Origin of the sequence: Rhodanobacter sp. PCA2 (assembly GCF_013620825.1) — a bacterium.
Taxonomy (GTDB): Bacteria; Pseudomonadota; Gammaproteobacteria; order Xanthomonadales; family Rhodanobacteraceae; genus Rhodanobacter_A.
This window is the reverse complement of record NZ_NJIC01000053.1, coordinates 40,862-60,236: the sequence shown is the minus strand read 5'-3', so window position 1 is coordinate 60,236 and position 19,375 is coordinate 40,862. Positions and strand designations below refer to the sequence as shown.

Below are 19,375 nucleotides of genomic sequence, written 5' to 3'. Positions count from 1 at the left end.
TGCTGGCGCTGGTGGTGATAGGCGCGGCGTTCAGCTGGAGCCGCTTTGCCGGGCCGGACAGTTTGGGCGCGGTGGCCTAGCGCCAGTGCGTGGTGGCGCGGCGGCCGTCCAGCAGGCCGGCCTCGGCCAGCACGAAGGCGCCCACGCAAAGGCCGACCACCAGCGCGCCGCGCGCATGCGCCCGCCGCAGCGCGGCCAGCAGCGGCGCCGGCGGCGTCTCGCGCGGGTGGCGCCACGACGGCACCACCACGATGTCGGCCCAGGCCAGCGCGCGCAGGCCGTGCCGCGCCACGATGCCGAAACCCGCCTGGGTGCGCAGTTCGCCGGGCTCGGCGGCGCATACGCGCAGCTCGAACGGCGACGCTTCCTCGTCGGCCGTTTCGCCGAACACCGCACACGGCACCCCCAGATGGAACGGGCGGATTCCGTCGAACGCCACCACCGCCACACGTGCCCTGGCCATGTCGGGAACCTCCGTATCGATTGGCCCGATTCTAACCATGAATGGCAATCAAGCCACTCCTGTCGAAACCTGCGGAGGCGGATGATGGCGTCGCCGTGGCCAACCGGCCCAGACATTCGAGGAGACCGCCATGACCGAAGTCCGCCACCCGCGCCGCGCGCTGGTCGTGATCGATGTACAGAACGAATACGACAGCGGCGGCCTGCACATCCAGTACCCGCCGGTGGCCGATTCGCTGCGCAACATCGGTCGCGCGATGGACGCCGCGCACGCCGCCGGCATCCCGGTGGTCGTGGTGCAGCAGACCGCGCCGGCCGATTCGCCGCTGTTCGCCGCCGGTACGCATGGCTGGGAACTGCACGCGGTCGTCGCCAGCCGCCCGCGCGAGCACCACCTGCTCAAGGCGCTGCCCAGCGCCTTCGCCGGCACCGATCTCGGCGACTGGCTGGCGGCGCACGCCATCGACACCCTCGCGGTGGTGGGCTACATGACCCACAACTGCAACGACACCACGATCAAGCACGCGTTCGATGCGGGCCTGGCAGTGGAGTTCCTGATGGACGCCTCGGGCAGCGTGCCCTACGCCAACCGTGCGGGCCATGCCAGCGCCGAAGAGATCCATCGCGTGTTCGCCGTGGTGGAGCAGTCGCGTTTCGCCGCCGTGATGACGACCGACGAGTGGCTTGCCCATGTCGCCGACGGCAGCATGCCCGAGCGCGACAACATCCACGCTTCGCACCAGCGGGCGCTGTCGCGGCTGGGCGCGGCCGCCTGAGGGCGGACGCCGGGCGGAGCGGGATCGCGGCAGGCGCTAAGCTGCGCATCTTTCCCCCGCGGTGCCCGCCCATGTCCAGCCTGCTTCCCGCCGTCGAACACGAAACCGCCGCCAACCCCCGCTACAGCATCGTGTGGCTGCACGGGCTGGGCGCGGACGGCCACGACTTCGCGCCCATCGTGCCGGAGCTGGTGGCGGCGGACTGGCCGGCGCTGCGCTTCGTGTTCCCGCATGCGCCGGTGCGGCCGGTGACGATCAACGGCGGCCTGCCGATGCGCGCGTGGTACGACATCTACGGCGTCGACCTGGTATCGCGCCAGGACGAGGCGGGCATCCGCGCCTCCATCGCCGCCACCGAGGCGCTGATCGACCGCGAGCGCGGGCGCGGCGTGCCCGACGAGCGCATCTTCCTCGCCGGCTTCTCGCAGGGCGGCGCGATCGCGCTGGCCGCGGGCCTGCGCCATGCCGAACGGCTGGCCGGCATCGTGGCGCTGTCCACCTACCTGCCGATCGCCGACACGCTGGCCGCCGAGCGCAGCGCAGCGAACGCGGACGTGCCGATCTTCCAGGCGCACGGCAGCTTCGATCCGGTGGTGATCCCGCCGCGCGGCAGCGCCAGCCGCGACCTGCTGCAGGAGCTGGGCTATCGGGTGGACTGGCACGGCTACCCGATGGCGCATGCGGTCTGCGCGGAGGAAATTGCCGACCTGCGCACATGGCTGGGCCGGCGGCTGGCCTGATCCGGCGCTGCGCTGCGGCATACTCTGCGCATGCGCTTCACCCTCCTGCACCCGCACGACGAACCCAGCCCGCTGCCGGATTTCTGCAGCCTGCCGGTGCTGTTCACCCTGCTGGTGGCCGGCGCGCTGGCCGCCACCGTGGTGTGGCTGGCCGCGGGCGACCATCGCGATTTCTCCGGCTACAGCGTGGGCATCCTGTTCGTGACCTGGCTGACGCTGGTGATCGGCGTGACGCTGTGCCTGCTGCGCGCGTGGCTGCAGCGGCTGCCGGGGCACCTGCCCTACCTCGCCGCGTGGTTGCTGATCATGCCGATCGTCGGCGTGGCGAGCTGGCTGGCGCACAGCCTGGACGAGGCCCTGCAGATGGGTCTGCTCGGCGACGGGCCCACGACCTTCGTGTTCGACAACGTGCTGATCGCCGCCCTGCTCGGCGCGGCGATCCTGCGCTACTTCTACGTGTCCGCGCAGTGGCGGTTGCGCCTCGCCGCGGTGACGCGGGCGCAGGTGGAGGCGCTGCAGGCGCGCATCCGGCCGCACTTCCTTTTCAACAGCATGAACACGGTGGCGGCGCTGATCCCGGTCGATCCCGCCGCGGCCGAGCGCACGGTGGAAGACCTGGCCGAGCTGTTCCGCGCCGCGCTGGGCCAGCACGAGGGCATGAACGAACGGGGCGACGGCACGCTGGGCGAAGAGCTGGCCCTGCTCGACCGCTACCTGGCGATCGAGCAGCTGCGCCTCGGCGAACGCCTGCGCGTGGAGCGCGAGCTGGACGGCCTGCCGGCAGGGTTTCCGCTGCCGCGCCTGCTGCTGCAGCCGCTGGTGGAAAACGCGGTGCGCCACGGCATCCAGCCCTTGCGCGAGGGCGGCGTGGTCACGCTGCACGGCGAACGCCGCGGCGACGCCATCGTGATCGAGATCGCCAATCCCCTGCCGCCCTCGCCCGCCCGCGGCGGCAACGGCCATGGCCTGGACAGCGTGCGCCGGCGCGTGGCGTTCCGCTACGGCCCGCGCGCGGCGGTGCAGGCCGGGCCGCAGGGCGAACGCTACGTGGTTAGCCTGCGGCTGCCGATCGAGAACAAGGAGAGTGCCGATGCGCGTCCTGATCGTCGATGACGAACCGCTGGCGCGCATGCGGCTCGCCACGCTGCTCGGCGAGTGCGAGGGCGCGGAGCTCGCCGGCAGCGTGGGCGACGGCGAGGCCGCGCTGGCCGCGCTCGACGAACTGAAACCCGACCTGCTGCTGCTCGACATCAACATGCCCGGCCTCGACGGCATGGCGCTGGCCGCGCGGCTGGCCGGACGCGCGCGGCCGCAAGTGGTGTTCTGCACCGCCTACGAGAACCACGCGCTGCATGCCTTCGAACTGGAGGCGGTGGATTACCTGCTGAAGCCGGTGCGGCTGGAGCGCCTGCGCGAAGCGCTGCAGCGCGCGAACAAGCGGCTGGCCGAAACGCCGCGCGCCGCCGTCGCGTACCTGCACGCGCGCGTGCGCGACGAACAGGTGCGCGTGGCGCTGGGCGAGGTGATCTGCCTGCTGGCCGAAGAGAAATACGTGTGCGTGCGGCATGCCGGCGGCGAATTGCTGATCGACGAGTCGCTGCGCCAGCTGGAGGAAGCCTATCCCGACCAGCTGATCCGCCTGCACCGCAATTGCCTGGTGCCGCCGGCCCGCCTGCTCGGCCTGAAGAACCTGGCCGACGGCCGGGTGCTGGCCCGCCTCGCCGGCACCGACTTCAGTCCCGAGGTGAGCCGGCGCAACCTGCCGGCGCTGCGCAAGCTGCTGCGCATGGGCTGAGTGCGTGGACCGGGCGCGGGCGCTGCGTCGATTCGCCGCTGCCTGCGCCGGGCCACGGCATCGGCGACAATGGCGCCCAGGCCAGACCGTGGAACCCGCATGATCCCGAACACCCTGCGCATCGCCACCCGCAAGAGCGCGCTCGCGCTGTGGCAGGCCGAGCACGTCGCGGCGCTGCTGCGCGCGGCGCACCCCGCGCTGACGGTGGAGCTGGTGCCGCTGTCCACCCGCGGCGACGAGATCCTCGACAAGCCGCTGGCGACCATCGGCGGCAAGGGGCTGTTCCTCAAGGAACTGGAAGTGGCGATGCTGGAAGGCCGCGCCGACCTCGCCGTGCATTCGCTGAAGGACGTGCCGGCGGAACTGGAACCCGGCTTCGCCTTGCCGGCGATCCTGCCCCGCGCGGATGCGGCGGACGCCTTCGTCAGCAACAGTTGCGCGGACCTCGCCGCCCTGCCGCACGGCGCGAAGGTGGGCACGTCCTCGCTGCGCCGGCAGGCGCAGTTGCGTGCGCTGCGGCCGGACCTGGAGCTGCTGGACCTGCGCGGCAACGTGGGCACGCGGCTGGCGAAGCTGGACGACGGTCGCTACGACGCCATCGTGCTGGCCTGCGCGGGGCTGGAGCGCCTGGGCCTCGCCGCGCGCATCCGCAGCCGCCTGGCCGCGCCGAACTGGCTGCCGGCGCCGGGGCAGGCGGCGATCGCCATCGAGGCGCGTGCCGACCAGCCCGCCACGCTGGCGCTGCTCGCCGTGCTGGACGATGCCGACACGCGGATCGAAGTGAGCGCCGAGCGCGCGATGAACCAGGCGCTGGGCGGCAGCTGCACGGTGCCGGTGGGTGCGTGGTGCACGGTCACCGAACGCGGCCTGCACCTTCGCGGCCTGGTGGGCGACGCCGCCAGCGGCCGCCTGCTGCATGCGCAGGCGGACGGCGAGGATGCCGCGGAGCTCGGGCGCGCCGTGGCGCGGGAACTGTTTGCGCAGGGCGCGGCCGAATTCCTCGGCACGGACGCCTAGACGTCCGCACGCAAGGCAGAAACGAAAACGGCCACTGCGCATGCAGTGGCCGTCCGGGAAGTGCGGCCCGGGATGGCCGCAACGACGAAGCCTCAGAAGTTGTAGACCAGGTTGGTGGTGGTCAGCGTGTCGGTCTTCTTGATGCCCGGCAGCACGTCGCTGTTGCGGCGCACCTGGAAGCCCACCTTCAGCGCCATCTTCTTGGTCATGCTGACGGCGAGGCCGGCGTCGTTCTGCAGGTAGGTGTTCTTGGAGCCCGCTTCGGTGAGGAACGTGTCCTCGAACGAGGTGTTGTCGGTGAGGCGGAACTTGTAGTTGACCAGGCCGCGCGCCACCACCTCGTGCAGCACCGCCTGCCGTTCCTCGACAGTCACGCCGTTGGTGACCACGGCGAGGTCGGCCGGGCGGTATTTCTTGTAACCGGGGCCGATTTCGAAGGACAGCTCGTTGCGGGCATCCTTCAGCGCGATGTAGCCGTAGCCAAGCGAAACCACGCCCTGCCAGATGTTCGCGCCGAACTGGTCATGGTCGTAGCGGGCCGCGCCCACGATGTAGCTGCGCGGATCGAGCTTGTAGCCCACGGAGGCGCCGCCGTCGTAGCGGTTCGCGGTGGTGTCGAACTGCTTGACCGTGTTGCCGGCCGTGTCGATCACCTTCTGCTGCACCTTGGTGCGCAGCACGTCGAGGAAGAAGCTGTTCTTCCACTGCTCGTTTTCCTGGTTCAGGCCGAGCTTGGCGTTCACGTTCTGCGAGCGGGTGTTGCCGGTGGCGGAGGCGAAGCCGAACTCGCCGGAGCCGGACCAGCCGCCGTTGTCGGCGCTTTTGTTGTTGCTGCTGTCCGCGTCCTGCGCCTGCACGGAGAAACTGGCGCACGTTGCCAGCAGCAGGGCGGCGATCAGGGTCTTGTTCATCGGTGGGGATTCCGTTGCGTTAAACAATTGTAATGCGAGTAGGACACCTTAACGGAACGGCTTGAATTTTCAATGAACACGGGCCGTTGCCGGGGGCTGCGCGGCGGCGTCGGCCAGCGCGGATTCGTACAACTGGCGTTCCAGCATCTGGCCCAGCAGGGCGCTGGCGGCGGCCACCGCGGCGGCCGCCAGGTGGCCCGTGGCGCCGCCCAGCAGCAGGGCGGTACACGGCAGGGCATAGGTCAGCAGCGCCGCGAGCAGGCGGGCGGGAAACCGGTGGCGGCTGGCGGCCTCGCCGGTGGCCGCCTCGGGTTCGCCGCGCAGGGACTGCCACATCCCGCTTTCCAGCAGCCCCAGGCCCAGCGCCAGCGCCAGCAGCAGGAGCGCCCACAGATACGCGCCGCGGCCGTCCTGGAACGCCCCCTGCTGCGTCAGCACGCTCAGCCACATCCAGAGGCCGCCGGTGTAGGTCGCGGTGGTGATGCGGCTGGCCGGCAGCAGGGCCGTGGCGCGTTGCAGCGGGGCCGGCAGGGTCGCCCGGTCGTCGTGGGTGGCCTGCGACAGGCTGACCAGGCAGCACAGCATCAAGGTGGCCCCGGCCAGCCGGGTCACCCAGAAGCTGTTGTCGCCGTGCGCCAGCCCGGCCACCGCCAGTACCGGCAGCCAGGTGAGCAGGGCGGTCAGGGCGGAACGCGTGGGGCGATGGCCCGGGCGCGGCTGCCAGCCGTGCCACTGCGTCAGCCCCGGCACGCGCAGGCAGGCCAGCAGCGGGGCGGCGCCCACCAGCACGGCACCCAGCGCCAGCGGCACCAGGGTGCCGCTGCGACCGGACTGGCCCAGCCCCAGCAGCAGCGCCAGGCCCAGCCACAGCCACACGCCGTAGCCGGCGGCGGCCAGCACCTGCAGCAAGGCGACGGCCCGGATCGGGTGGCGGCGCGGCGGCACGGCGCCGACGACGCCCGCGTCGGGCGATTCGCGGATGGGCTGCATGGATGGGCTACCGTTCGGGGGAGGTCGGGGTTCCCCAAGCTTAAGCCACCCGGCCGTGCGGGGTCCGGGCCAGGGCCCGCCGGGCTTGCGGGCGCCGCCGGCCGTACCCATGCTAGGAACCCCGTCCTGCCTCGCCACCGCGAACGCCGAGCCCGCCATGGACCGCTACGAACGCATCCTCACCCTGCACCGCCTGCTGAAGTCGGCGCACTACCCGGTGCCGCTGCCCAGGCTGATGGACGAGCTGGAATGCTCGCGCGCCACCTTGTACCGCGACATCGGCTTCCTGCGCGATGCGCTGGGCGCGCCGATCGAGAGCGCCGGCGGCGAGCACGCCGCGTTCCGCTACGAGCAGGTCGAGGGCGAACGTTTCGAACTGCCGGGCCTGTGGCTCACCTCCGACGAACTGGCGGCGCTGCTGGCGCTGAACGAACTGATCGGCCGCAGCAGCCCGGGCGTGCTGTCCGGCGCGCTGGCGCCGTTCAAGTCGCGCATCGAGCACCTGCTGTCCGACCGCGGCAGCGGCAAGGCGCTGCCGATCGAGCGTATCCGGGTGATCCCCTGGGGCGCACGCAAGCTGGACCAGCAGGCGTTCCGCATCGTGGCCGGCGCGGTGCTGGAGCGGAAGCAGTTGCGCTTCCGCTACCGCGCGCGCACCACCGGCGCCGACAGCCGCCGCACCGTGTCGCCGCAGCGACTCACCCATTACCGCGACAACTGGTACCTGGACGTGTGGGACCACGACCGCGAGGCGCTGCGCAGCTTCGCGGTGGACCGCATCGCCGAGGCGCAGGCGCTGGACGCGCCCGCCCGCGACGTGCCGGAGGCGGAACTGGACCAGACGCTGGCCTCCAGCTACGGCATCTTCGCCGGCCAGCCCAAGGCCTGGGCCACGATCCGCTTCTCCGCGCACGCCGCGCGCTGGGTGGCCGACGAGCACTGGCATTCGCAGCAGAAGGGCGAGTGGCTGGGCGACGGCCGCTACGAGCTGCAGCTGCCCTACTCCAACTCCCGGGAGCTGCTGATGGACGTGCTCAAGTACGGCCCGGACGCCGAGGTGATCGCGCCGCTGTCGTTGCGCGAGGAGATGAAGATCCTGCTGCAGCTGGCCCAGGGCACGTACCAGAACCCGCCGCGCTGAGGCGCTACAGCAGCGGCGGCTGCGGCGCCGCGTAGCTCAGCTCGCCGTTCTCGACGTGCGCGGCCGAGGTCCACGGGTGCAACGTGCCGTGCTGCCGGTCGAGGATGTGCACCACCTCGATGCCGCGCTGCTTCAGCACGTCGGCGATGATCGCGCGGTGGCAGCGCCACCACACCGCTTCGGCGCACATCACCGCGGTGCGCTGGCGGGCGGCGAACGCCAGCAGCGCCGCCAGGCCCGCGGCGAATTCCGCGCTGGCGAGGTGGTCGGCGTAGCCGCGGAACGCGGCGTTGCGCCAGGCGGTGTTCGGCGAATCCGGCCGCGCGCGGCGGCGCCCGCCCAGTTCGGGAATCCACTGGTAGGCGATGTCGTGCGCGGGCAGGCTCTGCGCCAGCGCATCGCGCGCGAATTGCGGCTGGCGCCGCGAACCGGGGAAGCGGCGCACGTCCGCGATCGCCTCGATGCGGAAGGCCGCGAGCAGGGCGAGGAATTCCTCCAGCGTGCGGGTGGAATGGCCTATCGTCCAGATCGTGGCGGGCGCGGCGGCGTTCACGCGATCTTCTGCAGCGCCGCGCCCTTGTGCATCGCGATGTGCTCGGTCCGGTCGCTGCGGATCTCGTATTGCGGGTCGTCCGGGCTGCAGCGCCGCGGGTGGCCCTTGTACAGCGTGTCGGCCGTGTGCACCTTCACGATGTGGCCGGTGACGTAGCCGGCCTCGGAATTCCAGCGCACATGGTCGCCGACGTGGAACTGCTGGCTCATGCTGGCGGTCTCATTCAGTCGAGGTGTCCCGCATCTTCGCACCTGCGGCGTGCAGGCGAGGTCGCCGCCGGCACATGGCGGCGCGAACGGCTAGGATGGACAGGATTCGACTGGAGTATCGACATGCAAAGCGGCAATCCCGCACTCAACAAGAACATCTTCCTCGACGCGGCCAGCGGCGCGGTGTTCAGCCGCGACGGCGGTGCGATGACCTTGAACGGCACGGTCAACAAGACCGGCCTGCTGCTGGCGCTGGTGGTGATAGGCGCGGCGTTCAGCTGGAGCCGCTTTGCCGGGCCGGACAGTTTGGGCGCGGTGGCCCCGCTGGCGCTGGGCGGCGCGCTGGTCGGTTTCGTGCTGGCCATGATCACCGCGTTCAAGCAGACCTGGGCACCGGTCACCGCGCCGCTGTACGCGCTGGCGGAAGGCGTGTTCGTGGGCGCGCTGTCGGCGATCTTCGAGATGCGCTATCCCGGCATCGTGATCCAGGCGGTGGCGCTGACTTTCGGCACGATGGCGGTGCTGCTGCTGGCCTACCGCAGCGGGGTGATCCGCGTCACCGACAAGTTCCGCGCGGGCGTGGTCGCCGCCACCGGCGGCGTGCTGCTGGTGTACCTCGCCAGCTTCGTGATGGGTTTCTTCGGGCACTCCTTCGGTTTCATCACCGCCAGCAGCGGCGTCGGCATCCTGTTCAGCCTGGTCGTGGTGGCGATCGCGGCGCTGAATCTGGTGCTGGATTTCGACATGATCGAGCAAGGCGTGAATGCCGGCGCGCCGAAGTACATGGAGTGGTACGGCGCGTTCGCGCTGGTGGTCACCCTGGTGTGGCTGTACCTGGAAATGCTGCGCCTGCTGTCGAAGCTGCAGTCACGCAACTGACACGCGTCGAGCGAGCCGCCCCACGTCCCGGGGTGGCTCGCTGCGATGTCCGGAGCATCGGCTAAGCTGGGCGCCGACTCCGCTGCCATGGATATGCATGAGCCAGTTCGCCCTGTTCGGCCAGCGCCGTTTCGCGCCGTTCTTCTGGACGCAGGCGCTGGGGGCGTTCAACGACAACGCCTTCCGCAATGCGCTGCTGATGCTGGTGGCGTTCCAGCTGGGGCTGGATGACCACGCGGCCTCGGTCTACACCAACTTCGCGCCGGCGCTGTTCATCCTGCCGTTCTTCCTGTTTTCCGCCAGCGCGGGGCAGCTCGCCGAGAAGTTCGAGAAGACGCGCATCATCCGCTGGGTGAAGCTGTTCGAGATCGCGGCGATGGCGATCGCCGCGGTGGGTTTCATCACGCACCACGTCAGCCTGCTGCTGGTGGTGCTGTTCATGATGGGCCTGCATTCCACGGTGTTCGGACCGATCAAGTACGCGATCCTGCCGCAGGCGCTGAAGCCCGCCGAGCTGGTGGGCGGCAACGGGCTGGTGGAAATGGGCACGCAGCTGGCGATGCTGCTGGGCATGATCGCCGGCAACGTGGTGATGGGCGTGGCGGGGGTGGGTCCGTGGCTGGCGGCGGCGGTCACCATAGCCGTGGCGGTGACCGGCTACCTGGCGTGTCGTGCGATTCCGCCGGCGCCGGCCACCGCGCCGGAACTCCGGCTCAACTGGAATCCGTTCGGCGAGACGGCGCGCGTGCTGCGCATCACGCACGCCGACCGCGCGGTGTGGAACGCGGTGCTGGGCATCTCCTGGTTCTGGTTCTTCGGTACCGTGCTGATCGCACAGCTGCCGATCTACACGCGCGCCACGCTGGGCGGCGACAACACGGTCTACACCCTGGTGCTGACGCTGTTCTCCATCGGCAGCGGTATCGGCGCGCTGGCCTGCGAGAAGCTGTCGGGGCGGCGCGTGGAGATCGGCCTGGTGCCGCTGGGCGCGTTCGGGCTCACGGTGTTCGGCGTTGATCTGTATTTCGCGCGGCACGGCCTCGCGTCCGTGCGCGGGCTGGACTGGCTGGGCTTCCTGCACACGCCGGGCAGCTGGCGCGTGGTGCTCGACCTCACCCTGATCGGCGCCTTCGCCGGGCTCTACGTGGTGCCGCTGTTCGCGTTCGTGCAGGCGCGCGCGCCGCGGGAAAAGCTCTCGCGCATCATCGCCGGCAACAACATCGTGAATGCCGCGCTGATCGTGACCGCCGCGGGTTTCGGCCTGGCGCTGGGCGCGCTGGGGCTGGAGGCGGTGCAGATCTTCCTGGTCGCCGCGCTGCTCAACGTGCTGGTGGCGACCTACATCTTCACCCTGGTGCCGGAGTTCATCCTGCGCTTCGTCACCTGGGTGCTCACCGGCACGCTGTACCGCGTGCGAGCCGACGGCTTGCAGCACATTCCGGAGGAAGGCCCGGCGCTCTTGGTGTGCAACCACGTGAGCTACGTCGACCCGCTGCTGCTGATGGCGCACCTGCGCCGGCCCACGCGCTTCGTGATGTATTACAAGATCTTCAACATCCCGCTGCTGAGGTTCCTGTTCAAGACCGCGAAAGCCATTCCCATCGCCGGGCACAAGGAAGATCCGGCCGTGCTGCAGCAGGCCTACGACGCCATCGACGCCGCCTTGGCCGACGGCGAACTGGTGTGCATCTTCCCCGAGGGGGCGCTGACCCGCGACGGCGCCATCGCGCCGTTCCGGCCCGGCGTGGAGAAGATCCTCGCGCGCCGCCCGGTGCCGGTGGTGCCGATGGCGCTGCGCGGCTTGTGGGGCAGCATGTGGAGCAAGCGCGATTCAGCGCTGCATCGCGCGCGCCTGCCACGGCGCTTCCGCGCGCGGGTGGAACTGGTGGTGGATGCGCCGGTGTCGCCGGAGCAGGCGACCGCAGCGGCGCTGGAAGCGCGCGTGCGCGAGCTGCGCGGAGAGATGGCGTGACGGACGTCGTGCCGGGCGAAGCTCAGCTCATCCAGCCGCCGATCACGATCAGCGCCACCACGGTGAGCCACGCCAGCAGGGCGCGCAGCAGCGCGCTGCGCAGCCGGCGCAGCTCCGCCAGCGGATCGCTGCGCTCCTCCGCGTAACCATCGCCGCCCTCGATGTCCACCTGGATGTCGGCGCGGGCGGCGGCGCCCAGGAAACCCGGCCCTTCGCGGTACCAGCCGTTCGGCAGCGCCTGCTGGTGCCAGTGCCGCCACGCGCCGATCACCGCATCCCAGTGGCCCACCAGGGCCAGCGTGAACACCATCAGTTGCGCGGGCAGCCAGTCCAGCACGTTCGCGAAATGGCGCGCGGTGGTGCGTGCCTCGTCGTCCAGGCGCAGGCTGTCGTCGTGGCCCAGGGCGCGGGCCAGCCGATACAGCAACGCGCCCAGCGGGCCCAGCAGGAAGAACCAGAACAGCACGCCGAAGCGGCGGCGCAACGCGGCGTACACGGTGGCCTCGCCCACCTCGGGCGCCCGCCACGCCACGTGCTCGCCGTCCTCGCCCAGCGCCTGGGCGGCGGCTTCGCGGCTGGCGCCGTCCGGCGCGGCCAGGATCTTCTCCAGATCCGCCTCGAACGCGTGCGGGCCGAAACAGAACAGCAGCACCGCCAGCGCGAATGCCAGGTGCAGCAGGTCGGCCAGCGGCAGGAAATGCAGCAGCCAGATCGCCAGCGCGCACAGCACCAGCGGCAGCAGCAGCGCCAGCACCACGCGGCCGGTGCCGGTGGTGTCGCTCAACTGGGCGACCCAGCGGCGGAAGCCGGCGTCGTTGCGCCAGTGCGCGAGACGCGGCTGCCAGTGCAGCAGGCCGAGGGCGATCAGGGCGACGAGCAGACGGATGGCCATGCACTTCTCCGGAGAGTCGCCGCATTGTATGCGAGGCGCCTTGCCGTCACATGGCGTGGCGATGCTTCAGGCGTGTTCGGCGCGCGCCGCGAGCAGGGCGTCCAGCTCCATTCCGGCGCGCTCGCGCAGCCAGTGCTGCAGCAGCCGGTAGGACACGGACAACGGCGTGGACGGCAGCAGGCTGCCGTCGGCGATGCCGTCGACGATCTGCCGCGGCGTGAACCAGCGCGCGTCCTCCAGCTCGCGGTCGCGCAGGCGGATCGCGGGATCGACCGCCACCGCGGTGAAGCCCACCATCAGCGAAGCCGGCATCGGCCAGGGCTGCGAGGAGTGGTAAGTCACCTCGCCCACGATCACGCCGGATTCCTCGGCCACCTCGCGGCGCACCGCATCCTCCAGCGCCTCGCCCGGCTCGATGAAGCCGGCCAGCGTGGAGTAGCGCCCGGGCGGCCAGCCGGCCTGGCGGCCGAGCAGGCAGGCGCCGTCGTGCTCCACGATCACGATGATCGCGGCGTCGGTGCGCGGGAAATGCATGCGTCCGCAGGCGGCGTTCGTGCAATGCATGCGGTGGCCGGCGGAGACGATGTCCAGCGGCGCGCCGCAGTGCGTGCAGTGCCGCGTCTCGTGCTGCCAGTGCGCCAGGCCCTTGGCGTAGGCGAACAGGCCGGCCTCGTCGGCGGGCAGCAGCAGGCCGGCCTCGCGCAGGCTGGCGCGGCGCGCGTGCAACCGGGTTTCCAGCGTTCCGGCGTCAGCGTCGTCCGCCAGCGTGACCAGGAAATGCGGACGGCCCCCGGCGATGCCCAGCAGCCATGCGGGGGCATTCGCGCACAGCCGTTCGCGTTCGCCGCCGTCCAGCCAGCGCAACGCATCGTGCCCGGCCTGCAGGAAGGCGCGGGTGTCCGCGTCCAGCAGCAGAAAGCGCGCCGTGGGCGCCGCCGCCTGCGCGGCCACCCAGGCCGCGTCGTCGCGGCGCTCGGCCATGCGGTCGAGGATGAGGCTGAGGCCGGCGAAGGTGTTGCCCTGCGTAGCCGAGCCCATGTTCAGGCGGAGAACGAGGAACCGCAGCCGCAGGTGGTCTTCGCGTTCGGGTTGCGTATCACGAACTGCGAGCCGCTGAGGTTCTCGCTGTAGTCGATCTCGGCGCCGGTGAGGTACTGCAGCGACAGCGGATCGCACAGCAGGGTCACGCCCTCGCGTTCCAGCGCGAAGTCGTCCTCCGCCCGGGCCTCGTCGAAGGTGAAGCCGTACTGGAAGCCCGAGCAGCCGCCGCCGGAGATGTACACGCGCAGCTTGAGCGCGGGATTGCCCTCTTCCTCGATCAGCTCGTGCACCTTGCGCGCGGCGGCCTCGGTGAACAGCAGCGGCGCGCCGCTGCTGCGGTAGTCGGGAACGGTGGGAAGAGGGACGACGGTATCCATGGCCTTCAGATGGGGGCGCGGGCAGGTGGTACAAGCATACTTCGAGCGCCTTGCCATGGCATGACCGCCATCGCGGTCAGCTCTGCATCTTGCTTTGCAGGTAGCGTTCCGTGCCGATGTCCCGGATCAGGCCCTGCTGGGTCTCCAGCCAGTCGATGTGCTCTTCCTCGTCGTGCAGGATGCCCTTGAACAGGTCGCGGCTGACGTAGTCGGCGATGCCCTCGCAGTGCGCGATCGCGGCGCGCAGGTCCTTGGCGGCGGCCAGTTCCAGGTCGAGGTCGCCCTGGATGCACTCGGGCACGTTCTCGCCGATGCGCAACTTGCCCAGGTGCTGCAGGTTCGGCAGGCCGTCGAGGAACAGGATGCGCTCGATCAGGTGGTCGGCGTGCTTCATCTCCTCGATCGACTCCTTGTACTCGTGCTCGGCCAGCTCCGTGTAGCCCCAGTCCTTGAACATGCGGAAATGCAGGAAGTACTGGTTGATCGCGGTCAGCTCGTTGTAGAGCACCTTGTTGAGGAACTCGATGACCTTGGCGTCGCCCTTCATGCCCGTCTCCCGTGCGCGTGGATGCGACGACTATACGAAGTTCGCCCGGAAACGCACGTAACGCAAATGGCAATGGTTCGCGCGCAGCGCCGCGGCGGCGGGTCGCCGGTTCAGGCGACCGCGACGAAGGCCGGCAGCGTGGCCGTGGCCTCGATCTGCTCGATCGCCTGCTGCAGGCAGGCGCGCGCCTCGGGCTCGCAGCAGCCGCAGCAGTCCGAGCAGCCGGTGCGCGCCTGCAGTTCCGCGAACGTGCGCACGCCGCCGGCGACTTCGCGGCGGATGTCGTGGTCGGTGACGGCGTTGCACAGGCAGATGTACATGCCGCGCATAAGAACGCAAATGCGAATGATTGTCAACTATTGGCGACGCCCGCCCGTTCAGGCGACGCGCCAGCCATGCCGGTGCTCGTCCGCCGGCGGCTCGTCGCCCTCGCGCGGCGGCGCGTGGCCCAGTTCGATCCGGCACATGCCTTCCACCAGCGGCGCGAAGTGGCGCAGCGCGCGTTCGTAGACCTGCCGCTTGAAGTTCACCACATGGGCGGCCGGATACCAGAAATCCACCCAGCGCCAGATGTCGAATTCGGGCTTCTCGCCGGAGTCCAGCCGCAGCGAGGCCTCGTCGCTGACCAGCTTGAGCAGGAACCACACCTGCTTCTGGCCGATGCAGGTGGGATGCTGGTGGTGGCGCACGTAGCGCTGCGGCAGCTTGTAGCGCAGCCAGCCGCGGGTGGCTGCCACCACCTCGACGTGCTCGGGGGTCAGCCCGGTTTCCTCTTCCAGCTCGCGGTACATCGCTTCCAGCGGCGTCTCGTCGCTGCGCATGCCGCCCTGCGGGAACTGCCAGCCGTCGCGGTTGATGCGGCGCGCCCAGAACAGGCGGCCGTCTGCATTCAGCAGCACGATGCCCACGTTCGGACGGTAGCCATCGATGTCGATCATCTCGTCATCCTCGGGCCCGGTCGCGCCGCCGGCAGCGGCTGGCGCGCGCTAGGCGCATGGCCCGATTCAATCATGCACGCCGGGTCGCGGCAAGCCGAAAGCTTGAACCGCGGCGTGCGCCCCATTAAACTGCCGCGCCCCGCAACCGGCATTGTCGCGATCAACGCGATCCGGCGCGGCGGCTTCCCCCATGGCTATGTAGCTCAGCCGGTTAGAGCACAGCACTCATAATGCTGGGGTCGGTGGTTCGAGTCCACCCATAGCCACCATGCGCTCCATCCCGCGCCCGTGCGATCCGCGGTCGACGGACCGCCGGAGCAACAGCATGCGCATCTTCAAGGTTTTCCAGATCGAGGCGGCCCACCGCCTGCCGAACGTGCCGGCCGGGCACAAGTGCGCGCGCCTGCACGGGCATTCGTTCCGCGTGGAGGTGCACGTGGCGGGCGAGCCCGACGCGCACAGCGGGTGGGTGATGGACTTCGCGGACGTGAAGGCGGCTTTCGCGCCGTTGTTCGATCAACTGGACCACCGTTACCTCAATGACATCGAAGGTCTGGAGAATCCGACCAGCGAGGTGTTGGCACGCTGGATCTTCCAGCGGCTGGTGTCGCGCCTGCCGGGCCTGGACGAGGTGGTGGTGCACGAGACCTGCACCTCCGGCGCCAGCTGCAGCAGAGCCAGTCTTTGATGCGCCGCGACGATACTGTCATGACATGCAATATATTGTCTTACATGAATATTTTCCAAGCGATCCGGCCGTTCGAGAAAAAATATATTGCATTGCACAAAAAGGCTTGCTAGAGTCGCTCCCACTAACCGAATACCCCAAGAGGGCACGCTCATGACTCAGCAGTTCAACAGCCAGTTTTTCGCTTACACCAAGCAGCTCACCGACGGCGCGTTCAAGGCGCAGTCCGTGGCCCTGAAGAGCCTGGAGACGGTCGCCGGGCTGCAGCTCAAGGCGCTGGAGCAGCAGGCGCACGATTCGGCCGCGTTCGTGGCCGAGGCGCTGGAGACCCGCGACGCCGACTCCCTGCGCACCCTGTGGGAGAAGGGCGCCAACCTGAGCCGCGAGCAGGCCGAGCGCACCGTGGCGATTTCGCAGGAAATCATCGCCGTGACGCAGAAGGCTGCAGAATCGCTGCAGGCGCTGGTGCAGGAGCAGCGTCAGGCTGCCAACGACGTCGCCGCCGCCGCTGCGCCGGCCGTGAAGAAGGCCGCGAAGTAATCAGCGGCGAGACACCCAGGTGACACCCTGTCGGCGGCTTCCCCCACCGCATGGCAGCAAGGGCCGGACTTCCCCAGTCCGGCCCTTTTCTTTGCTTGGCCCAGGGGTGCTGGCGGTCGGTTCGGGGCGCCTCCGGAGGACAAGTTGCCGCAGCCTCGCGGCTTGTCGCTGCAAGCGGGCCGCTGATATACTTTTACGGATTGGATCGCGCTTTGCGGCTGGTATCGGCTGCGCGGCGGGGACCGGTGCGGAGAGGTCACGTGTTCAACAGTCTCGACGCCGGCCGACGCCTCGCACTGCGCATCGTGCTGCTGCAACTCGCGGCGGCGGCGGTGGTCGGTGCGATGTTTCTGCCGCAGGGGCATCGGGAGGCGGTTTCGGCCGCGGCTGGGGGATGTGTGGTGGCGCTGGGTACCGCGCTGATGTCCGCGCAGGTCTTCGGTCGGCTGGTCGGTGGCGCGACGGCTTTCGTCCGCTTGCTGCTCGGCATGCTGCTCAAGTGGGCAGTGGTCGTCGGCGGGCTGGGGCTGCTCCTGTTCAAATACAAGTTGCCGCCGCTGGCTGCCGTGACGGGGCTGGTGGCTGCCTACGCGGTTTATCTGGCGGCATTCAGATTCAAGGGTTGAGGCATGGCTAGCGAGTCGGGCGGGCTTACCGAATACATCCAGCACCATCTGCAGCACCTCGTTCCGCATGCGAGCAAGGGCGGCTTCTGGGCGGTGCACCTGGATTCCATCGCGGTGTCGCTGGCGCTGGGCGTGCTGTTCTGCCTGTGGTTCTGGCTGAAGGCGCGCAAGGCCACGGCCGGGGTGCCGGGCAAGGGGCAGGCCTTCGTCGAGATCATCCTCGAATTCGTCGACGGCCAGGTCAAGGACGTGTTCCACGGCGATCGCCGCTTCCTGGGCCCGCTGGCGCTGACCGTGTTCGTCTGGGTGTTCCTGATGAACGCGATGGACCTGCTGCCGGTCGATCTGCTGCCGTGGATCACCGAGAAGTTCGGCATCGGCCACTTCCGCGCCGTGCCCACCGCCGACACCAGCATGACGTTCGCGATGTCGATCACGGTGTTCCTGCTGATCATCGTCTACAGCTTCAAGGCCAAGGGCTTCAACGGCTACATGCACGAGCTGTTCACCGCGCCGTTCGGCAAGCACCCGTTGCTGTGGCTCCCGAATTTCCTGCTGAACCTGGTCGAGCTCGTGTCCAAGCCGGTGAGCCTGGCGATGCGACTGTTCGGCAACATGTACGCGGGCGAGCTGGTGTTCATGCTGATCGCCGGCCTGTTCAGTGCGGGCGCGGGCTTTGCCGGTTGGGCGCTGTACGGCGCCGGCATCATCGGCTACACGGTGTGGGGCATCTTCCACATCCTGATCATCTCGATCCAGGCCTTCATCTTCATGGTGCTGACGATCGTGTACATCTCGATGGCGCACGACCATCACTGATTCCGGTTCTATTCCAGTTCTTCAACCCTTCAACGCAACAACCGCTTTTTCGAGGAGATCACCGTGGAACTAGTCGCTCACATTGCTCAAGTCCAGGGCTTCACCGCCATCGCGCTCGGCCTGATCATCGGCCTCGGTGCGCTCGGCGCCTGTATCGGTATCGGCGTCATGGGTTCGAAGTTCCTCGAAGCCGCCGCCCGTCAGCCGGAGCTGGTGCCGCTGCTGCAGGGCCGCATGTTCCTGCTGGCCGGCCTGATCGACGCGGCGTTCCTGATCGGCGTGGCGCTGGCCATGTACTTCGCCGTGGCGAACCCGCTGCTGGCGAACTTGACCGCCGCGACGGGTCACTGATCGTCCTGGTTCACGGCGCCGTCCCGACGGCGCCGTTGCCTTGTGCGGGAGCTTCGGCGCCCGTACCCGTAAATCCACGTAACAGGTAACGCAGCGATGCTTCCCAACGGCACCCTGATCGGCGAAATGATTGCTTTCGCCATCCTCATCTGGTTTTGCGTCCAGTTCATCTGGCCGCACATCACCAAGGCCATCGAGGAACGGCAGATCAAGATCGCCGAGGGCCTCAGCGCCGCCGAGCGCGCGCACGCCGAGCTGAAGAGCGCCGACACCAAGGTGGCGGACGAGATCCGCAAGGCGCGCCAGCAGGCCTCCGAGATCATCGACAAGGCGCAGCAGCAGGCCAACGGCATCCTCGACAAGGCCCGCGCCGACGCGATCGTCGAGATCAACCGGCTGAAGGCCAACGCGCAGGACGACATCGCCGCGATGGCGCAGCAGGCGCGCGAGCAGTTGCGCGAGCGCGTGGGTGCGCTGGCCGTGCAGGGCGCGTCGAAGATCGTGCAGCGCGAGGTGGACGCCTCCACGCACAAGGCGCTGCTCGACCAGCTCGCCGCCGAGGTCTGATCCATGGCGCAATCGATCACACTCGCCCGCCCGTACGCCCGTGCCGCCTTCGAGCTGGCGCATGCGGCGGGCGCGCTGCCGGCCTGGTCGCAGGCGCTGGGCTTCGCGGCCCAGGTGGCGGCCGATCCGCGCGTGGCGACGCTGGGCAACGATCCGCGCGTGCTGCCGAAGCAGCTGGTGGCGCTGCACCTGCCCGAGGGCATGGCGGCCGATGCGCCGTTCGCGCAGTTCCTGGGCGAACTGGCCGAGCATCGCCGCATGGCGCTGCTGCCGGACGTGGCCGCGCTGTACGAGCAGTACCGGCGCGAGTCCGAGTCGCAGCTGCTGGTTAAGGTGACCAGCGCGATGGCGCTGGACGCGGCGCAGGCCGAGCAGCTCAAGGCGTCGCTGAAGCGCCGCTTCAAGCGCGAGATCGAACTGCAGACCTCGGTCGACGCCTCGCTGCTGGCCGGCGTGGTGATCGACGCCGGCAGCGAAGTGATCGACGGCTCCGCTCGCGGGCGCCTCGAGCGCCTGGGCACCGCCCTGACGAACTGAGTTTCAC

General features: G+C 69.5%; 25 protein-coding genes, 1 tRNA gene and 1 pseudogene. 16 read left to right on the top strand and 11 right to left on the bottom strand.

Translation table 11 applies throughout. From position 1 onward, the window contains the following. Positions 1 to 79 precede the first annotated feature (79 nt). Positions 80 to 463 (bottom strand): annotated as a pseudogene (locus PCA_RS16670) (DJ-1/PfpI family protein); the annotation flags it as partial. A 130-nt stretch (positions 464 to 593) separates the two neighbouring features. Between PCA_RS16670 and PCA_RS16665 the strand changes: the two are divergent. The 5 genes from PCA_RS16665 (at position 594) to hemC (ending at position 4,790) form a co-directional block, all read left to right on the top strand. After that, entirely contained in the window at positions 594 to 1,238 is a 645-nt protein-coding gene (locus PCA_RS16665; RefSeq protein WP_181303738.1) for a cysteine hydrolase family protein, read from the top strand. Between the two features lie 71 nt (positions 1,239 to 1,309). Next, positions 1,310 to 1,978 (top strand): alpha/beta hydrolase fold domain-containing protein, encoded by a 669-nt coding sequence (locus PCA_RS16660; protein WP_181303737.1) that lies wholly within the window; start codon positions 1,310 to 1,312, stop codon positions 1,976 to 1,978. Between the two features lie 30 nt (positions 1,979 to 2,008). Continuing rightward, positions 2,009 to 3,091, top strand: a complete 1,083-nt coding sequence (locus PCA_RS16655; RefSeq protein WP_181303736.1) for a histidine kinase — start codon at positions 2,009 to 2,011, stop codon at positions 3,089 to 3,091. Further along, positions 3,069 to 3,773, top strand: coding sequence for a LytTR family DNA-binding domain-containing protein (locus PCA_RS16650; protein WP_181303735.1), 705 nt, complete (start codon positions 3,069 to 3,071; stop codon positions 3,771 to 3,773). The genes PCA_RS16655 and PCA_RS16650 overlap by 23 nt, the downstream gene beginning before the upstream one ends. A gap of 99 nt (positions 3,774 to 3,872) precedes the next feature. Next, positions 3,873 to 4,790, top strand: a complete 918-nt coding sequence (gene hemC, locus PCA_RS16645; protein WP_181303734.1) for a hydroxymethylbilane synthase — start codon at positions 3,873 to 3,875, stop codon at positions 4,788 to 4,790. 92 nt (positions 4,791 to 4,882) lie between these two features. On the opposite strand, the gene PCA_RS16640 is transcribed toward hemC, so the two are convergent. Both PCA_RS16640 and PCA_RS16635 read right to left on the bottom strand, forming a co-directional pair. Continuing rightward, positions 4,883 to 5,701, bottom strand: coding sequence for a DUF481 domain-containing protein (locus PCA_RS16640; protein ID WP_181303733.1), 819 nt, complete (start codon positions 5,699 to 5,701; stop codon positions 4,883 to 4,885). A gap of 69 nt (positions 5,702 to 5,770) precedes the next feature. Continuing rightward, positions 5,771 to 6,691, bottom strand: a complete 921-nt coding sequence (locus PCA_RS16635) for a hypothetical protein (protein WP_181303732.1) — start codon at positions 6,689 to 6,691, stop codon at positions 5,771 to 5,773. 157 nt (positions 6,692 to 6,848) lie between these two features. On the opposite strand from PCA_RS16635, the gene PCA_RS16630 reads away from it, so the two are divergent. Then, entirely contained in the window at positions 6,849 to 7,832 is a 984-nt protein-coding gene (locus tag PCA_RS16630) for a YafY family protein (RefSeq protein WP_181303745.1), read from the top strand. A gap of 4 nt (positions 7,833 to 7,836) precedes the next feature. Here PCA_RS16630 and PCA_RS16625 read toward each other — a convergent pair whose 3' ends face one another. Both PCA_RS16625 and PCA_RS16620 read right to left on the bottom strand, forming a co-directional pair. Then, on the bottom strand, positions 7,837 to 8,385 hold the full coding sequence (locus PCA_RS16625; protein WP_181303731.1) for a DUF488 domain-containing protein: 549 nt from the start codon (positions 8,383 to 8,385) through the stop codon (positions 7,837 to 7,839). Next, positions 8,382 to 8,594 carry a DUF2945 domain-containing protein gene (locus PCA_RS16620; RefSeq protein ID WP_181303730.1) on the bottom strand — a complete coding sequence of 71 codons (213 nt, stop codon included), beginning with the start codon at positions 8,592 to 8,594 and terminating at the stop codon, positions 8,382 to 8,384. The genes PCA_RS16625 and PCA_RS16620 overlap by 4 nt, the downstream gene beginning before the upstream one ends. Before the next feature lie 123 nt (positions 8,595 to 8,717). Between PCA_RS16620 and PCA_RS16615 the strand changes: the two genes are divergently transcribed. Together PCA_RS16615 and PCA_RS16610 are read left to right on the top strand one after the other, a co-directional pair. Next, positions 8,718 to 9,473 (top strand): Bax inhibitor-1/YccA family protein, encoded by a 756-nt coding sequence (locus PCA_RS16615; protein ID WP_181303729.1) that lies wholly within the window; start codon positions 8,718 to 8,720, stop codon positions 9,471 to 9,473. 97 nt (positions 9,474 to 9,570) lie between these two features. After that, positions 9,571 to 11,445, top strand: coding sequence for an MFS transporter (locus PCA_RS16610; RefSeq protein ID WP_181303728.1), 1,875 nt, complete (start codon positions 9,571 to 9,573; stop codon positions 11,443 to 11,445). A 22-nt stretch (positions 11,446 to 11,467) separates the two neighbouring features. On the opposite strand, the gene PCA_RS16605 is transcribed toward PCA_RS16610, so the two are convergent. From PCA_RS16605 to PCA_RS16580, 6 genes are all read right to left on the bottom strand, one after another. Then, on the bottom strand, positions 11,468 to 12,337 hold the full coding sequence (locus PCA_RS16605) for a beta-lactamase induction protein (RefSeq protein WP_181303727.1): 870 nt from the start codon (positions 12,335 to 12,337) through the stop codon (positions 11,468 to 11,470). Positions 12,338 to 12,403: 66 nt separating this feature from the next. Then, positions 12,404 to 13,375 (bottom strand): NAD(+) diphosphatase, encoded by a 972-nt coding sequence (gene nudC / locus PCA_RS16600; RefSeq protein WP_181303726.1) that lies wholly within the window; start codon positions 13,373 to 13,375, stop codon positions 12,404 to 12,406. 2 nt (positions 13,376 to 13,377) lie between these two features. Beyond that, entirely contained in the window at positions 13,378 to 13,755 is a 378-nt protein-coding gene (erpA, locus tag PCA_RS16595) for an iron-sulfur cluster insertion protein ErpA (protein ID WP_181303725.1), read from the bottom strand. A gap of 76 nt (positions 13,756 to 13,831) precedes the next feature. Then, complete coding sequence (gene bfr, locus PCA_RS16590) at positions 13,832 to 14,302, bottom strand: bacterioferritin (protein ID WP_181303724.1); 471 nt, start codon at positions 14,300 to 14,302, stop codon at positions 13,832 to 13,834. A gap of 110 nt (positions 14,303 to 14,412) precedes the next feature. Then, positions 14,413 to 14,622, bottom strand: a complete 210-nt coding sequence (locus PCA_RS16585) for a (2Fe-2S)-binding protein (RefSeq protein ID WP_219918898.1) — start codon at positions 14,620 to 14,622, stop codon at positions 14,413 to 14,415. A gap of 57 nt (positions 14,623 to 14,679) precedes the next feature. Beyond that, positions 14,680 to 15,240: an RNA pyrophosphohydrolase gene (locus PCA_RS16580; protein WP_181303722.1), complete on the bottom strand. Its 561-nt coding sequence runs from the start codon at positions 15,238 to 15,240 to the stop codon at positions 14,680 to 14,682. 192 nt (positions 15,241 to 15,432) lie between these two features. Here PCA_RS16580 and PCA_RS16575 point away from each other — a divergent pair. The 8 genes from PCA_RS16575 to PCA_RS16540 all read left to right on the top strand — a co-directional run bounded on the left by PCA_RS16575 (position 15,433) and on the right by PCA_RS16540 (position 19,368). Further along, positions 15,433 to 15,509 (top strand) — tRNA-Met (locus PCA_RS16575). A gap of 56 nt (positions 15,510 to 15,565) precedes the next feature. Next, positions 15,566 to 15,928: a 6-carboxytetrahydropterin synthase QueD gene (gene queD, locus PCA_RS16570; protein ID WP_181303721.1), complete on the top strand. Its 363-nt coding sequence runs from the start codon at positions 15,566 to 15,568 to the stop codon at positions 15,926 to 15,928. Between the two features lie 153 nt (positions 15,929 to 16,081). Further along, on the top strand, positions 16,082 to 16,468 hold the full coding sequence (locus PCA_RS16565) for a phasin family protein (RefSeq protein WP_181303720.1): 387 nt from the start codon (positions 16,082 to 16,084) through the stop codon (positions 16,466 to 16,468). Positions 16,469 to 16,728: 260 nt separating this feature from the next. Continuing rightward, complete coding sequence (locus PCA_RS16560) at positions 16,729 to 17,094, top strand: hypothetical protein (protein ID WP_343204532.1); 366 nt, start codon at positions 16,729 to 16,731, stop codon at positions 17,092 to 17,094. Between the two features lie 3 nt (positions 17,095 to 17,097). Then, on the top strand, positions 17,098 to 17,913 hold the full coding sequence (atpB, locus tag PCA_RS16555) for a F0F1 ATP synthase subunit A (protein ID WP_181303719.1): 816 nt from the start codon (positions 17,098 to 17,100) through the stop codon (positions 17,911 to 17,913). Positions 17,914 to 17,976: 63 nt separating this feature from the next. Further along, positions 17,977 to 18,264: a F0F1 ATP synthase subunit C gene (atpE, locus tag PCA_RS16550; protein WP_181303718.1), complete on the top strand. Its 288-nt coding sequence runs from the start codon at positions 17,977 to 17,979 to the stop codon at positions 18,262 to 18,264. A 96-nt stretch (positions 18,265 to 18,360) separates the two neighbouring features. Beyond that, positions 18,361 to 18,831, top strand: a complete 471-nt coding sequence (locus PCA_RS16545; RefSeq protein WP_181303717.1) for a F0F1 ATP synthase subunit B — start codon at positions 18,361 to 18,363, stop codon at positions 18,829 to 18,831. A 3-nt stretch (positions 18,832 to 18,834) separates the two neighbouring features. Next, entirely contained in the window at positions 18,835 to 19,368 is a 534-nt protein-coding gene (locus PCA_RS16540; RefSeq protein ID WP_181303716.1) for a F0F1 ATP synthase subunit delta, read from the top strand. Positions 19,369 to 19,375 lie beyond the last annotated feature (7 nt).